Origin of the sequence: Rosistilla carotiformis, from assembly GCF_007753095.1 — a bacterium.
Lineage (GTDB): Bacteria > Planctomycetota > Planctomycetia > Pirellulales > Pirellulaceae > Rosistilla > Rosistilla carotiformis.
On record NZ_CP036348.1, the window covers coordinates 3,687,843 to 3,704,614 of the forward strand.

The window sequence follows — 16,772 nt, forward strand, 5'->3', positions numbered from 1 at the left end:
ATGGTTGGTGATCCGCAATTGACGTTTACCAGCGCGACGATTTTGAATCCGGAGCCCACACTCTTTCGTGATCGTGGCAGTTGGATTCTCGATGGCTTCAAAGCCGGGCAGATCATCAATGTCGCCGATTCCCATGATGATTCGCAGGTCTTTAACGAAGGCGAATATGTCATCAAGTCGATCGACACCGCAGGAACCACACTGACGCTGTTTCCGAATCAACTGGATGCGGCAGAGATTCGGTCGCAAGGTTCGTTGGAAGATTTCCACGTCACCGTATCCAAGGTTTCGATGACGGGAGGATCGAAGCTGACGTTCACCTCGCCGCGCACGATCTCACGCGATACGGGAACCTGGTTCGACGACGGTTTTCGAATTGGCGACCACGTGCAGTTCAGTGGCACGGCAAACAACAATACCATCTACACGATCGCGGCACTGGCCGCCGATGGCAAGACAATCCAGGTCGAACAGACGGTAGCGCCGGAGAGCAATGTCGCCAACGTCTTCGCCAGTATCGGCACGTTGAACTACGCAAGTTCTGGCGCACCGACAAGCTCGGGCAATCAGAGTAACGAAGCCGATCCGATCGGCTATTTCCACGGCTTCGATGCCACGATGGGGATTCTGCCCTATCGTGTTTGGGATGCTACGCCGGGCGAATCGGAACTGACGGGGACATTCCAGTTTGATCTACTGGACCCGAATGTCATCGGCGGAAAGGAGCGATTGTCGGTCAACGATTTGCGAGGGATCAATACCCGGCAAAAGGCACCTCCAGGTGGCTTCGTGGCCGCACCGCTGTCGGACCTGATGACGATAACGACCGATCCCAACGATCCGTTGGACCTCCGCGACATTAAGCTGAACATCGAGACGGCGCTGGCACCGGGATCTGCCTTCGCTCCCTATCGATCGGAGCTAACGATCTCGAATTGGAATTTCTACGTTAACAATTCCCTCTTGACCGAAAACAGCCGCACCGAAGGGGAGATCCACTTTGACGATGTGCAATTTGAATTCGTCAGCTTCATGCGGGATTTTGTTGGGCCGGGCTTGCAAAGGCTGGACGTTGCCTTCGAAGCCTTTGAACCGATCACCAACTTTCTCGAAAGCGAAGCGTTCCCGATCCTATCGCTGTTGTTTGGACGATCCAACTACATTTCCGCGGCCGGAACGTTTGGCGGCGAGGCAGAGGTTGGTGATTATCTGGGGGCGTCGGTCGCGATTAAACAGCTCGTTCATGGCGGAACGCCTTTCGAACGCGATGCGCTGATCGAGTTCTTCTCCGACATTTTTAATTCCAATCCGTGGGACGATGTCGCGGTCCTTCCGATCGACCAATTGATCGGCAGTGCTTGGATCGATGTCGGCGGTTTCACCGTCGACTTCGAGAAGGCGCGTGACAGTGCGCAGACCAGGCCGATAGCGCCCGTTACCGATGCGGCGAACGTCGTCGCACCGGCGAACGAGTCGCTCGAAGAATATTATGCGCGGCGTGGCTGGGATGATACGCCCACACGACTCTTCGGCAACATCGACGATAAACCACTTGCCTTAACTGGCGCCTCGACCTTGACGTTTGAAGCAGGTACCAGCCGCATCGGGCGTGCCAGCAACGGTGCGAAGACGGAGCTGGAAGTTCTCTTTTTGCCAAGCAATTGGAGCGAGGGACAGATTGTTCGCGCGAGCGGGAGTTGGTTGGCAGATGGGTTCCAGGAGCAAATGTATCTGACGTTTGATGCTCAGATACTTCCTGGCGGTACCCCCAGTGCTTACGACGGACAAGCCTTCCGGATTATCGAGGACACGGCGACACACCTGACGGTTGAATGGGGCGATGCAGCCGGTCTCACGACAGCCCCGACGGTGGAGTTCGGGACATTTTCAGGGAATTTCGCAACCTGGATAACCGACGGTTTCGAGGTCGGGCAAACGATTGAAGTGAAAGGAACCGCCGAGAATGATGGAACCGCAACCATCACGGCCGTAACCGCCGCCTACATCACCATCACCAAGACCGGTGGCGTGGTTGACGAGACCATCGATTCGCGAAACGGGGTGTCGATTACCGCGGCCAACCCCGACGGTACGAAAGGTTCGATCTTCGGCCAAATCATGGCATTGGCTCGCGATCCGCAGCAAGCGAGTTTGGCTGGCGCTGCGGCGAATTCGTTTATCGTGACGCAACTGTTGCCGGGCCGCAACGCGATCGATGGCGTTCTCTCGGGTGCCGGTTTGGCGCTCACGACAAAGATCGACCCGATCGACTTTCCAATGCTCAAGGACGAACGGAATGCTTTTGGCGTCTTGTTAGGAGATACAACGTTCTATGGGGCCGAGGTGAAGGCAACCGGCGATATCCTTCCCGAAGAACGAGTCCTGATTCCCGATGGGTTTGGAAACTTAGACTTTCTCCTGGACGGTTACAATCTGGTCGAGGTGCAGTTGGCCGAGCACGACAGCATGTTGATGAACTACGGCACGCCCGAGCTGTTTGTCGCCTTGTATCAGGACTTTCCCCTGAGCAAAGAAAAGTTCTTCTGCGAGGTTCCTGGACTCGGGTTTACGTGCGATGCGATTCCGCTGACAGAAATCGCGCCGACGCCTTTCATCTCGATCAACTTCGAAGCGCGGGCCGATTTTGCAATCGGATGGGATGCAACAGGTCTCGGGTTGTTCGGCAAGACTGGCAATCCGCACGATTTGGTGGAGGGGTTCTACTTCGATGACAGCGAGGGAATTGCACCGACCCCGAGTTTGCTTGTCAACGATGATCGAAGCGGTGACGAGCGAACCAACTTTGGCAATTTCAGCTACAGCACCGGGCTGGGCGCCGCGAGCACGAGCAATGCCAATTCACTACTGAATGATGAGCCCCAGGCACGTGTTCTGGGAGGGATCGGCGGTGGAGTCTACATTGGATACTCGAAGTTTGGACTCAACTTCAAACTTGGGACCGAGCTGACTTTTTTGGTCGGCTGGGACTGGAATCTCCACGACCCCGATAACTCGGACAGCCTGTATCGCGTACGGGCGAGCGAGTTCGATACGCTGACGGGATTTGGAACCGATGCGGGATACGTGGCGGCCGACGCCTACGACGAGGGATTCCGCTTCGAGGTGCGTTGGGATCTCTTCACGAAACTGAAAGTGTTTGTGACGATCGTCGATCTTCGAATCAACATCATTACCGTAGGACGTACGCTCCCTGTCGACATTCCAACGTTCATCGAGCCGAATCTTGGCAGCCTCGATGGTGCTTCCCTGTTAACGCTCGGCTTCTTGCCCACAGACAACGTGCTGTATGTCGGTGCGTATGGCGAATACAACCACGACACGGATCGTCAAGATATTGTCGTCTCCGGGCAGAACTATCACAAAATCTTCCGCAACGTTGCATCGATCTCGGGCGTCGCGGGGGCTGGTGATGACATCGTGATTGTCAGCCAGGAAGTCTTGCTGCCGACGTCGCTTAGCGGTGGTTTGGGGAATGACATCCTGATCGCCGGTGGTGGCAGAACGATCCTGTATGGCAACGAGGGGGACGACTATCTGAAGGGAGGCCCCGTCAACGATATCATTCGCGGCGGCGATGGCGATGACACCATCTTCGGCGGCGATGGCAACGACACGATCTCTGGCGGAAACGGCCACGACATTATCCGTGGCTGGCGGGACGACGACGACATCGATGGCGGAGATGACAACGACGCGATCGACGGCGGCACAGGAAATGACACGATCAAGGGCGGTTGGGGAGATGACATTATCCTGGGCGGTCTTGGCCGAGACACTATTTACGGTGGCGACGGCAGCGACACCATCGAAGGCGGTCGCGACGCCGACATCATTTATGGTGACGGTTCCACGACGGCAATCGACGTGGAGATGCATGGCGATGTGATCTACGGCGGCCTTGGCAATGACACGATCGACGGCGGTTCGGGCCCCGATCGGATTTTCGGCCAACAGCATAATGATCGACTGGTTGGTGGAGTTGGCAACGACCTGTTGGACGGTGGCGGTGCCAGCGATCGGATGTTTGGAGGCGACGGTGACGACCTGCTTCGTTCGCGTGAAGGGAATGATGTCCTCAACGGGGAAGCTGGCGACGATACCTTCCATGTCAACTTCCAAGGGGGCAAAGCGAATTCGCTGATCCAAGTCCTTGAAAGTGGCCCGGCGTCCGATACCGATGTGTTCGTCGCGTTTGGTACGCTTTATGACGACCACTTCCTGCTGCGTGCGAGTGCCGATGGATCGAACGCCTTTGTTGCGATGTTGAACGATCCCGATCACGACATCACCGATCTGGATTACGACCCCGCCGTTGAGCGGATCAACTACTTGGGCGTTGAAAGAATATTGATCAACGGCAGCCTAGGCGATGACCATTTTGCTGTCGACGATACGGCGGCGGAAATCACGATCAACGGCGAAGCGGGAGATGACACTTTCCAAATCGGTCAGTTGTTCCGATCGGAACGGAACGAACAAGATGCAAACGTATCGGTCGGCGACGTCTTTGCCACTATCGAAACCACCCGTGGATTCCTGTCCAACTGGGATGCCCCAGTTTTCTGCACCAGGCGTTATGAAAGATTGGGTTAGGAAACAGGGGTGGGTGATTCGCAGTGCTGCTGGAGTGAGGCCGTAGGCCGAACGGAAGCAGCACTGCGATGCGCGAACTCTGATGGGGTTAGATAGCCAAGCGAACTGTGCGGGCGCTGGGTGTTGAAGTCCTCCCGCCAAGCTCGTGCTTTCATCCGTGTGTCGTCTTCATTGATCAAATCCGTTTGATGCAGATACTCGTCACGAAGCCGGCTGTTGAAACTCTCGCAGACACCGTTCTGCCATGGCGAGCCAGGTTCGATGTAAAGGATCTCAACGCCAATCTTTGCCAGCCATTGCTTGATCGCTGTCGAGATGAACTCGGGGCCGTTATCGCAACGAAGTCGTTTCGGAACGCCGTGCATTGCAAACAGCTCAGCCAGCGTGTCGATCGCATCTTCGCTCGTGATACTGCGGCCGACCTTGATCGTCAGGCATTGCCGCGTGTACTCATCGACGATGTTCAAGAAGCGAATCGTTCGTCCATCAAGTGTCGACGATTGCACGAAATCCCAGCTCCAAACATCGTGAACAAAACCTGCCGCTTGAACGTCGCATGCATTGCCTCGGACGCCAGTAGCACGCTTTTTGCGACGCTTTTGTGGCACCTTCAGCCCCGATGCTCTCCAAAGCCGATACATTTTTTTCCTGTTAATAGTCTCACCGTCGCGGCGAAGAAGTTGGCAGATACGTCGATACCCCCAGCGAGGACGCTCGCGAACAAAGTGAAGAATTCGCTTCGTCAGTCGCTCGTCTTCGTCTTTGGGTTTCCCCTCAAATCGCTGGCTCGATCGCGGTTGGTCGAGCACGCGGCAGGCACGTCGTTGCGACACAGCGAACTTCTGTTGAAGCTCTGCTACTGCCGCGCGTCGCGATCGAGGGGTCGTCAGTTTCCCTTGGTGATTTCCTTCAGCATCGAAATATCCAAAGCTTGGTCGGCCACAATCTTCTTGAGTCGGTTGTTCTCCTCCTCAAGTGCCCTAAGACGCTTGGCCTCTTCGCTCTTCATGCCGCCATACTGGCTCCGCCAGCGGCTCAGCGTGGCCTCGCTAACTTCCAGTGCTTGGAGAACCTCACCCACGCTCTTGTCGGCGGCAAGCATGGCATCCGCGTCACGCAGCTTCTTGATGATCTGTTCGGGTGAATGTCGTCGTCGTTTCTTGCTCATGGAAAATCCTTTGCCGGAATTGGCTCTAGACTTTCATAACACCTGGATCAGGTTTTGGGGAGCATTCCACAACGGGATCAGCAAACCGCTGACGGTCAACGGCGGTTTGGGAAGCGACCGGTTTATCGTCTTCCACAACCGTGCGGTCTTATCGCTGAACGGTGATGAAGGGGACGACAACTTTGAAGTCCGCGCGTTCGCTTTGGCTGGATCACAAGAACCGCAGCGTGAACGGACCGACATCAGCGGCGGCGCAGGAGCCGACTTGGTTCAGTATGCCGTGAACGCGCCGGTAAACATCAACGGCGGCGATGGCTTCGATACGTTGATCGTAATCGGCACGGAATTCGGAGACGATTTTGTCGTGACCGATGACGGTGTCTACGGTGGCGGGGTGACGATCAACTTTACGAATATCGAATCGCTGCGTGTCGACGGCGCCGAAGGGAATGATCGCTTCTACGTCGAAAGCACCGGTGAAACGTTCCTGACCGAACTGTTTGGCGGTCTCGGTGAAGACACCTTTAACATGTCCGGCGATACGCCACCGGTCGTCGGCAACGACTTGAAGGGACACAGCGGTATCATCGCCAACGACGTCACCTACTCGGACGACGTGCGTTATGAAGATCTGACAATTTATGGCGTCTCGGCTAACGTAGCGGATAATGACGAACCGTTTGTGGTGATTCGCGAGAGCAACGGATCGACGATCGTTACCGAAGATTCAACATCCAACTTCCTGGACTTCTATGATGTCGTTCTGTCTCGAGCCCCGATGCCTGGCTTTGATGTCTTTGTAAAAGCGTTGGCACCATTGTTAACGCCCGATCAACGCGAAATGGGCGCTTTGGCGTTCCGATTGCGCGGTCCCGCTGGGGCCGACGAAAAGGCGGACGGATCGGCAATCACGTTACGATTTACAGCCGACAATTGGTACATCCCACAGCGTGTTGAGATACTCGCGGATTCCGTAACGCAAACCGATACAGGGCAATTGTTCACGCGGCCCGAGATTAAGCAGGCGGTCCCGTACGACGGCAGCTTTACCTACGACGATTCTGCATTCGAAGGTGTTCGTTCGGCAGTCATCAATCACTTGGTGACCTCCGCTGTCGCCACCCTCGAGGGCAAGCCAGTCAGTCTGGTGGGAAGCCCGACGCTCACGATCGATACCGACCGTCGGTTCTTCGAATTCCTGGGCGAAGTCGTTACGGTGCCCCTCGACGACGGTCGGATTCAGACGCGCCGAATCATCGACGCCACGCTTGTCGACGGCCAAATGAAGCTGACAGTCGACCGCGCTTGGCTCTCCGGCACCGGCGTGCCAAACACCACAAGCAACTTCTCGATCGATTTGGATGGCACGCTGCTGAGCGGGAATCCAGCGATCGACGCCACAAATCCAACCCTCACCATTACGAATCCGATCGCCGGAAATGCTGCACTCAGCAGCCCCGACGATTTGCTTGGACGCCAGGTCACGATCATCGATGGACTGGGGATCGGGCAAAGTCGGTTTATCACGGGGGTGACGGGAGACGTCGTCGATGCCGATCTGACGCTGACACTCGATCGCGGGTGGTTGCTGAGCGATATGCCCGATACGGACAGCAGCTACCAAATCCGCATCGACGATGCGATCGTCGGCCGTGTCACAGCGATCGATGAATCTCCGACAGCATTGCCCGCCGACAAGAACTTCCCGCCCACGCTCGATAATCGAACGACGTTTAGTGACATCGACACGAACTTCCGACTGACCAGCAACGGAGCGGAAGGTCTGCGTGGGGCCGTGTTGCAAATCATCGGCGGACCGGGGGCGGGGCAGGAACGGTTAATCCTTGGCACCGTTGACGGCAACACGTTGATTTTGAACGGCTCTTGGCGGACGAATCCCGTTGCGGGCGAAACCCTTTATCGAATTACGCGCTACGATGGGCTTCCCACTGCCAGTGTTTCGGTCGAGATCAAAGACAACGACAAAGCCGGTTTGATTGTCGACGAAACGCGTGGCTATCAGAACGGAGATGTCGCCGATTTCGACACCATTACAGCCTTGATCGAAGGTGGCGACGGCGACTACTGGGGTGAACAAGATGTCGTGCGAGTGCGACTGACGCGAGCTCCGGTTGGCGCGGTGACTGTCAAGCTTGTCTATGAAGGGACGCAGCTGGAACTGCAAAACCTCGACGGAATACCGATCGCGAACAACGAGCTTACTTTCGGGGCCGACTGGAGCGAATTCCAAGATGTGCGGGTCGTCGCCAAGGCGGATGGCCTGCGCGAAGGATTCCACACCAGCCATATCGAATTCGTGATCAGCGATCTTGCCGGCGGCGGGATCAGCACCGCCAGTGACGCCGACAGAACGCTGGCAACGACCGATGAGTTCATCATTTCCAGCGACGCGCCGGTCGAATTTGTTGGGCTCAGCCAACATCCGATTGCCATTTCGAATGTAACGTACAACAGCCAAACCCTATCGGTTTACGACCCGATCAATGCTCCCAAGGCTGGCTCGTCGGGAGCTCCTGTTTACGAAATCGTCAGCAACAAGATCGTCTTCCGCGCCAACGGCGAATATTCGACGGTCGTGGGCAACGGATTGTCGGTCTCATACACCTACACTGATCCTGGCTTTGCCGGTGCGTTCACGCGTCCAATTGTTGCGAAGATCAATGATGTCGACGCACCGACGGTCTTGGTGCGCGAAACGGGTGGTTCCACCGACGTGATCGAAGTTACGAAAGTCGACGGCCCCACCAAGCCAAACGAAATCCCTAGCTCCTTTCATACCGGCGATTCTCCTTTTGAAGACCTTTTCGAAGTGGTCTTAACCGCGATGCCAGACAATGGTGTTGGCGGCGGCAGCGTGCAGATTCTTGTAACGCCAGAGATCACCAAGACAACCCGAACCGGCGGCATTCGCACCGATGATATTCAAGTCGAACTGTTCGATTATGATTTAATCCTCGGCCCACGGATGGTCAGCGATGGCAACGGCAACTTCTACGTTACGTTTACTCAATCCAATTGGGATGTTCCGGTACGAATCGGCGTCCGTGCCAAGGACGATGCGGTCGTCGATGGCGGTGATACGAAGGTCTTTGCGGACGGCCCCAATACGCTCAGCCAAATCCTTGGGCCTGTCGTTGTCGATGGGGCCGGCGGCGAGGGCTCGCTTGTCGGTATTAGTCCACCGGTGACTTTGCCCAACGAGACGAACGTTAAAGAGAGCACGGGCAATGTCGATTCCGTCGCGGGAACCAGCGTTCAGTTCACGCTAGACGCGGCTCAAAAAATCGAGCTAGGCCTAGAGTCCGATCTCAGCGACATCGGCGAATTGGTCGGCAAAACGATCGAGATCACCGGCGTCACAACGGGTGATCCTAATGATCCGGTCGTTGGACAGTTCCGCTTGATCACGGCTGCCACCAGTTTGAACAACGTGGTGACTCTGACAATCGACGAAGCATTTGTTGCCAGCGACGACGATCTGATCCGCAGTTACGCGATCACGTCCGAGAGTCTCAACTTCTTCGTCAACGAACCCGAACTCGTCGACGTCATGTTCATTCACGACGAGGACAGCCCTGCAGACAGCGACGGTTTCCTGACCGCCAATCGGTTGTGGGGCCTGAACATGGGGCCGGATGTCACCATCGGAAACCGTCTGCGAGCCGGTGGTATCACCTATGGAAAACTTGAAGTTCTGCAGATCGATCTCGGCAGCGGCAACAACAATTTCCAAATCCTGGGGACCCATACCCGCCGCGAGAATGTGTCGATCGCCGAAGTCGGGTCTTTCCAAACCTGGACTTTTCTGAACACCGGAAACGACATCCTTTGGAACGGTGTTCAGGGGGATACGATCACGGTCGATGTCGACGCCGACGACCAAACAGTCACCTCGGGAACCGTTACATCGTCCACCAACCCAACGCAGTCCTCCTTCGCCACGCTGCGAGACACCAGCGGTTCGTTTGGTGCGATGGGCAGCTTGGTGGGCTACAAGTTGCTGATCAATCCGGGAACCGGCACCGAGCAAGTTCGGACGATTCTCGGCAACAACGGCGACACGTTGACGATCGACGGCGTTTGGGACACGTTGCCCGATTCCTCGGACACCTACACGATCAAGAAACTCGCTGATGGAGCGTTGGCGGTCAACGCCGAAAATGGAAACGATATCGCAGACGCCAGCGGTTCCACGTTAGGCGTTGTCGTCTTCGGTGGTCTCGGCAACGACACCATCACCGGAGGCAGCGGCGACGACATTCTGTTTGGCGATCAAGGCCGCGTCGACTTCTTCAGCGAAGAGGATGTCAACGGGAATTATTCCATCGTCACGCGTCTGGGGACCGCGCCGGCACCGATCACGGGCACGGTCGACGGTGACTTTAATATCTCGCAAAACCTGCGCGATTCGCGAGCCGACTTCACCGAGGCCAACGGCTTCGACATGGGACTGGTCGGTCTGTTTGTCGACATCAACAACGGCATCGGCTTCCTGCAAGAGCCACGGTTGATCACTGCCAACTCGGACACGACGCTAACGATTTCGCCGAACTTCACCGAGACGCTCGACGGAACCAGCGCTTACCGGATCTCGACCTATCCCGAGGATCAAACCGATGGCGTTCGTCGCGAAGCGAACTTGATTCTGACGGTTAACGACGGCGAAGGGGGCAACGATACGATCGACGGAGGCCTTGGCAGCGATCAGATCTTGGGCGGTGCCGGCGACGACGATATCGACGGCCAATCCAGCGACGACGTGATCTTGGGGGATAACGGTTCGATCGACCGCACTTCGGTCCCCGCCGGTACCGGATCGGGCTTCCAGAGCCTGATCGATCAGGTCCGCACGAAATCGCCAGCCATCGGCGGCAGCGATCGAATTTCCGGCGGCAACGACAACGACATCATTCTTGCCGGAACGGGGACCGACTACGTCAACTTCAGCCGCGATGCCAATCCGCTCACACCCGAATCGGGCGACGATTTGATCGTCGGCGATAACGGCGTGGCCGATTTCGATATCGCCAGCGGAGAATCGATCCTGGTGCGGATCGAAACCAATGCTCCCAACCACGGTGACCAAGACTTCATCACCGCCGGCGCTGGGGAGAAGATCATCTTCGGCGGCGCAGGGGGCGACGACTTGTTGGCCGGCAGCGACAACGAACCCGACATTGTCGTCGGCGACGAAGGGGTAGCGATCTTCGACACGGTCACCGGCATCGTTTCGCGCGTTTCCACCGCGACGCCAACGATCGGCGGCGAAGACACGATCACGGCTGGCAACGCGTCGAACATTCTGATTGGCGGCAATGGAGCGGACGACATTCGTGGCGGCAGCTTGCGAGACATCATCATCGGCGACAACGGTGTCGCCAATTTTGATGCGGCGGGCGTCCTTGTCGACATCACGACCAGCGATTCATCCGAAGGGGCCGGCGATAACATCGACTCGGGCGATGGCGAGGACATCGTCTTCGGTGGTGCTGGCACCGATTTCATCAACATCGATCGAACGACGTTCGCGCTTCTGGGCCCTGACACCGGTAACGACCTGATTTTGGGCGATCACGGCCGGGCGACCTTCGTTGTCGCTGGAGTTACCAGTTCGCTGACGCTGTTGGAATCGATCGACCCGACGATTGGGGGCGACGACCATATCTTCAGCGGCGGCGGGGAAGACATCGTGCTGGGCGGCACCGGTGGAGACACGATTTTTGGTGGCGACGATCACGACATCTTGCTCGGGGATCACGGCCGCTTGGACAACACGCTTGTCATCAATCACGATCCAGCATCGTATTGCACAGCGATCGACATCGTTCCGCAGGCGGCTAACCAACCGGTGCTGTCGATCTTCACTGGCGATTCGGATGGCGGTGGCAACGACACCATTCATGGCGACGCCGGCGATGACTTTATCCTGGGGCAGCAAGGCGACGACATCCTGTTTGGTGATGATGGTGACGACGACATCACCGGCGGTCACAATGTCCTTGGCGGCAAGGATGGCAATGACACGATCCATGGCGGCAACGATTCTGACGTGGTGCTTGGCGACAACGGATTGATTCTGCGAACCGAAATCACCGATTCGCCAACGACTTGGGAGCGATACCCCGCGCTGCACGCCGACGCGATTCGCCAAGTGCAACGCTTCGACGATATCGATCTAATTTCTGGCAACGACATGATCTTCGGGGACGCCGGACGAGATATCCTTCACGGCCAGCGTGGCAACGATCAGATCGATGGCGGAGCGGACGACGATGAAATCATCGGCGGTCTGGGAGATGACACGTTGCGTGGCGGAGCGGGTCCCGACATTGTGTTGGGAGATGTTGGATACATCCATCGCACCCTCAACGGCGATGGCACCGCACGGCTGAACCTTGATGGCACGCCGCATCGCGAAGTCTATCTGGAAGAGACCGCGACGTTGGTCGGAACGATCGATCTCGACACGACACCGCTGCGGTCTCTCGATCCCGACTTGGCGGCGAAGATTTTGCAGGCGGACATGGTTGTGCTGGCCGGGAATTACAATGCCGACGGATCGCGAGCGTTGCAGCCAGACAACGACGCTTGGCACACCTCGCTGCTGCTGTTGGAGTTCGAACCAGCCGGCCACGACACGATTTTGGGCGACGACGGCGATGATGTCTTGATCGGCCAACGAGGCAACGACAACCTCAGCGGCAACGCGGGCAATGATTCGGTCTTTGGTGACGGCCTATCGAACCTGTCGCCGATGCAAACCGACCTGCCACATGTCTTTAATGGCATCCGTTTGTCGGGGCTAACGGCTCCGCAGCATACGCTGACGACAGCCGATTCGTGCGGCTGGGCCTTCATGACTCCAGCGACTTTGTATCCCGAAGTCATGGATATGAATTCGGCCTTCGATATCGATTTCAGCTCGGCCAATACTCTGCCCGATGTCACGAGCGACGTGCTGAATCAAGTCGGTGCTGGCGCATTAACCTTGGCCGACGGCACCTCGATCAGCCCCATGTTGGCAATCGTTCCCGATGTGGTGGGGCACGAGTCGGTGCTTCCGGGGAACGACACGATCGATGGTGGCGATGGCGATGATCTGTTGGTTGGCGACAACGGTAGCGTTTTCTCGCCAATGAAGACGGGGCTATCGGAAGTCGATGCCGCAGCCAGCGACGCGCAAGACGCTTTGGCCGCGGTCAAGCACACACTCAGCACGCTGGCGATCGACTTCGACCACGTTCAACACGATATCAATCTAATCGCCGACACAAAAACAATCGAAGTCGGCAGAGACGATATCGTTGGCGGCGATGGAGCGGACCAAATCATTGGTGACGATGGCCAGATCATCGCTTCGTTTGTCACGGGCTTGCCCGTTGCAGAGTCGGACTTCGTCGACGCCGCTCTGGCCAAGCATCAATCTCTACGCGATCTGCAGCATGCGGCAATCGACCTGGAGCATGTGCTGTTCGAAGCGCATTACCAAGTCCTCAATGAACTGATCGCAGCGAACATTGGCAGCAGCCCCGATCCTGACCATCACGATTTGCGGATCGGAAACGATACGATTGACGGTCAGCAAGGCGATGACCTGGTGATCGGCGATCGAGGGACGATCCTGACGCCGGCGGTCGATGGGATGCGGCTCGATCAAGTGCAACTCGATTCCCCGATAGATGCCTCGGTGTGGCAAGCGGCTCGCGATGCTCTGACCGCGCAACAGACGTTAGTGCACAGCGAGCTGACAACGCATATCGAGACGGATCACAATCGTGATTCACGGACGATTGCGGAATCGGCACTGGCCAACATCATCGCGGATTATCGCTACGAATTGCAGATCGGCGACGATTCGATTGCCGGCGATCTGGGCGACGACACCTTGATCGGCGACTTCGGCATCTTGATCAATCCCATTGTTTTGCAGAACCCTTCGACTCCGGCCGAATCGAGTGAACTGGACAATAACCTGTCCGATCTTCTCAATGACGTGCACGACTTCCTGGTCGAACGGCACCACGAATTCGAGTTCGACGACCTGCACGCACGCTATTCGCATCCAGAATTTGCCCACCGCGGTGGCACTTCGCAGGACGTGAAGATACTGGCGGGCAACGACGTCATGCATGGCGACGCGGGCGACGACGTGATCTTGGGCGATAGCCTTGCGATCCTCACCGTCCATTTATCCGAGACGCCCGACTTGCTTTATGATTACCCCGATCCTGGAGCGGTAGAACTCGATTATCTGTGGCGCGAAAACTTTGAACTCGCGACGCAATACAGCCGCAATGGCGAGACGTCGGAAATCAGCAACGATGTGATTTACGGTGGGGTGGGAGATGACCTGCTGTATGGACAACACCGCGACGACGATCTATATGGCGAAGAGGGGGACGATCTGGTCTACGGTGGCGATGGCGGCGTCGACACGATCGACGGTGGCCCCGGCGTCAACGACGCTCGATCGCGCGGCGACGATCTGCCCAAACAGGCTCCGCTGCAACGGCTGAAACAATTGGTCTTTGGAACGGTGGCCAAAGTTTTCAGTCCGCTGTTGAAGAACGTGGCCGAAGACGCCGCGCGTCAAGGCAACCCGCTTGCGATCGACAACGATCCCGACATTGTCTTTGGCGCAATCCTTGCCGAAGGGGCTTGGTTTGAAGCATCCGGACTCACCCCGAACAGCTCGATCATGTTCGCTTGGGGATTTGAACCGGGGCTCAGCCTGCTGTCGGAATTCGGAGTCATTCTGAGCATTGCCGATCCTTCGGTGACGATCATCGCAACGACCGATGCAAACGGCAACGCAACGGGGACCGTACCGATCCCATTGTCGGCGATTGGACGGGAGTACCTGTTCCAAGCCTTCGAGGTGGCGGCAACGCCAACGGCATCGAATCTTGCCCGCCTGAATCTCGCGGGCGCACCGCTTGTCGTCTCCGACAACAACGCAGCCCCTGAGTTGGTCGACGAACTGCCAAGCTTTGTTGCCACCGTGGGCCAGCCGTTCACTTTCGATATTGCCGACGACCCATTTGTCGATAGCGATTCGGACCATTCGTTGATCTACGCCGCACGTTTGACCGATGGATCGCCACTGCCAAGCTGGCTATCGTTTAATCCAGACGACCTTTCATTTGATGCGGCTCACATCCCCAACGACGGCTCGTGGTCGATTATCGTCACGGCGATCGATCGAGGAACGCCCGTCAAATATTCGAGTACAACGTTTGCCCTGCGAGCCCATTCCGACAGAAGCATCTGGCAAAACGCCATCAATCAAACCGACGTCAATCAAGACGGAGTGGTGACCGCCGTCGATGCCGACTTGATACTCGACGGCCTACGCGCTCGCACATTCCAGTCGCTGCCAGCGCAACGCACCGAATCCGAAGGGCTCCTCGACGTCAACGGCGACCAACGCTTAACGCCAATCGATGCCCTGCGAGTCCTGAACATCCTGAACGCGAAACAACTGCACAGCAGCACTGGCGAGTCCATCACGGCACCTGTTTCTGAGAGCAGCGAGGGTGAGGCGATCGAAGATCGTGATTTGATCGATCAAGAATCGTCGGCCAGTTTCTTGCGAGTCGACAAAGCAACGCAGTACCCCGTCCCCACAGCAACCCGATATTCGGATGCGATCCCAGTCGATGCGGTGGACGCTGCATTGACCGACGATGAGCCGACATCGCAGGAAGAGTGGCATGAGTTGATCGACACGGCTCTGTGGGAGTTCAGCATTTAGTCCGTTGAACGCTACAACTAGCGGTACAGGAAACCTGTGGCCGCGTGGTCTAAAACGCAGCGTTGAGCTATAACAACGTGACATGCCGGAGCGGTGATGGTTTTGTGTCGACCTGTTTGTCCCTGCATCATTTCCATCCCTTCCTCCGGTGCTCGTGGAAGGATCCGAACGCAAAAAGTTGACACCGCGTCCCCTGAACTGGTAGAATCGGGCGCCCGCCAAAAAACATGACAACACGCCAAGGTGCTGCCAGTCGACTCAATTCGTGAGGCCCATAGGTCTGCTATCGGCACATGCATCGCCAGAAACTGTGAGCAGTTCGCGCCAGCGCGATATCAATTCTCAGTGACGACCAATACAACGGCTCAAACTCGTTTGTTCCCACCCGGTCGTCGAGCTGAAACAAGTCGTTGTTTGGAAGAACAAATGCAGGACACACTCCCCCGCCCCTTGTACGTCACATAATCGGCAGCAATCGGCAGCAATCGGTCTCGCCGCTGCACCCCATTTTTCCGGCACGTTTCACCAACGAACTCCGGTAAACAACACCCACCAGATCACAAGCCGGACCCTGTAATGGTCAACAACACATCGGCAACGATTGGGACCACCCGCTGCTTTCACGGAACGATAACGAATCGCAATCTCATAAAACTCATCCGGCATCTTTGCTTGGGTTACCTAATTTCACTTTGCCGTGAAAAGGGTTCAATATGTCGGAAATATCATGCCAGTCGTTTTAGTGGTGTTCTTTTCGGTTCTTAGTCAGAGGTTGTTATGTTGTCACGTAGTCTATTTGTCACCGTTGTACTCACGTCGATCATCTCCGGTTGCGGTCCCGACACTGGAGGACGAGTTGGAGTGACGGGAACAGTCACCTTTCAAGGCAAGCCGCTCGATAACGGCAACATTCAATTTGACGCTGTCGATGGTTCCGGGATGACCGGTGCGCCGATCACCAATGGCGAATATTCAGTACCTGCCGAGACCGGCGTTCTTCCGGGGGACTACACAGTTCGTGTCTCCAAGGCGGGGGAGGATGCTGCCGCGCCAAAGCCTGTCGAAGGAGAGGCTCCCGGTGATCCGGGCGCGTTTTCGCCACGTGAGGAAGTTATCCCCGAGGAGTATAACTTGCAAAGCAAACTGACCACGCAGCTTACCGGGGAAAAGGCAAATGTCTTCGACGTAGATATTCCGTAACAGGTTGCCAAGTGT

Annotated in this window: 5 protein-coding genes; 3 read left to right on the forward strand and 2 right to left on the reverse strand. The window is 56.6% G+C overall.

The annotated features are described in order from the left end of the window. The first annotated feature begins 18 nt into the window (after positions 1-18). Positions 19-4,614, forward strand: coding sequence for a calcium-binding protein (locus tag Poly24_RS13390; protein WP_231753610.1), 4,596 nt, complete (start codon positions 19-21; stop codon positions 4,612-4,614). On the opposite strand, the gene Poly24_RS13395 is transcribed toward Poly24_RS13390, so the two are convergent. Continuing rightward, positions 4,611-5,447 (reverse strand): IS3 family transposase, encoded by an 837-nt coding sequence (locus Poly24_RS13395; RefSeq protein ID WP_231753175.1) that lies wholly within the window; start codon positions 5,445-5,447, stop codon positions 4,611-4,613. The two genes, Poly24_RS13390 and Poly24_RS13395, sit on opposite strands and share 4 nt — an antisense overlap. A gap of 53 nt (positions 5,448-5,500) precedes the next feature. Beyond that, positions 5,501-5,782 (reverse strand): transposase, encoded by a 282-nt coding sequence (locus tag Poly24_RS27415; RefSeq protein WP_231753174.1) that lies wholly within the window; start codon positions 5,780-5,782, stop codon positions 5,501-5,503. On the opposite strand from Poly24_RS27415, the gene Poly24_RS13400 reads away from it, so the two are divergent. Beyond that, on the forward strand, positions 5,781-15,557 hold the full coding sequence (locus Poly24_RS13400) for a dockerin type I domain-containing protein (RefSeq protein WP_145095966.1): 9,777 nt from the start codon (positions 5,781-5,783) through the stop codon (positions 15,555-15,557). The genes Poly24_RS27415 and Poly24_RS13400 overlap by 2 nt on opposite strands. Positions 15,558-16,334: 777 nt before the next feature. Continuing rightward, entirely contained in the window at positions 16,335-16,757 is a 423-nt protein-coding gene (locus tag Poly24_RS13405; RefSeq protein ID WP_197452549.1) for a carboxypeptidase-like regulatory domain-containing protein, read from the forward strand. Positions 16,758-16,772: the final 15 nt, after the last annotated feature.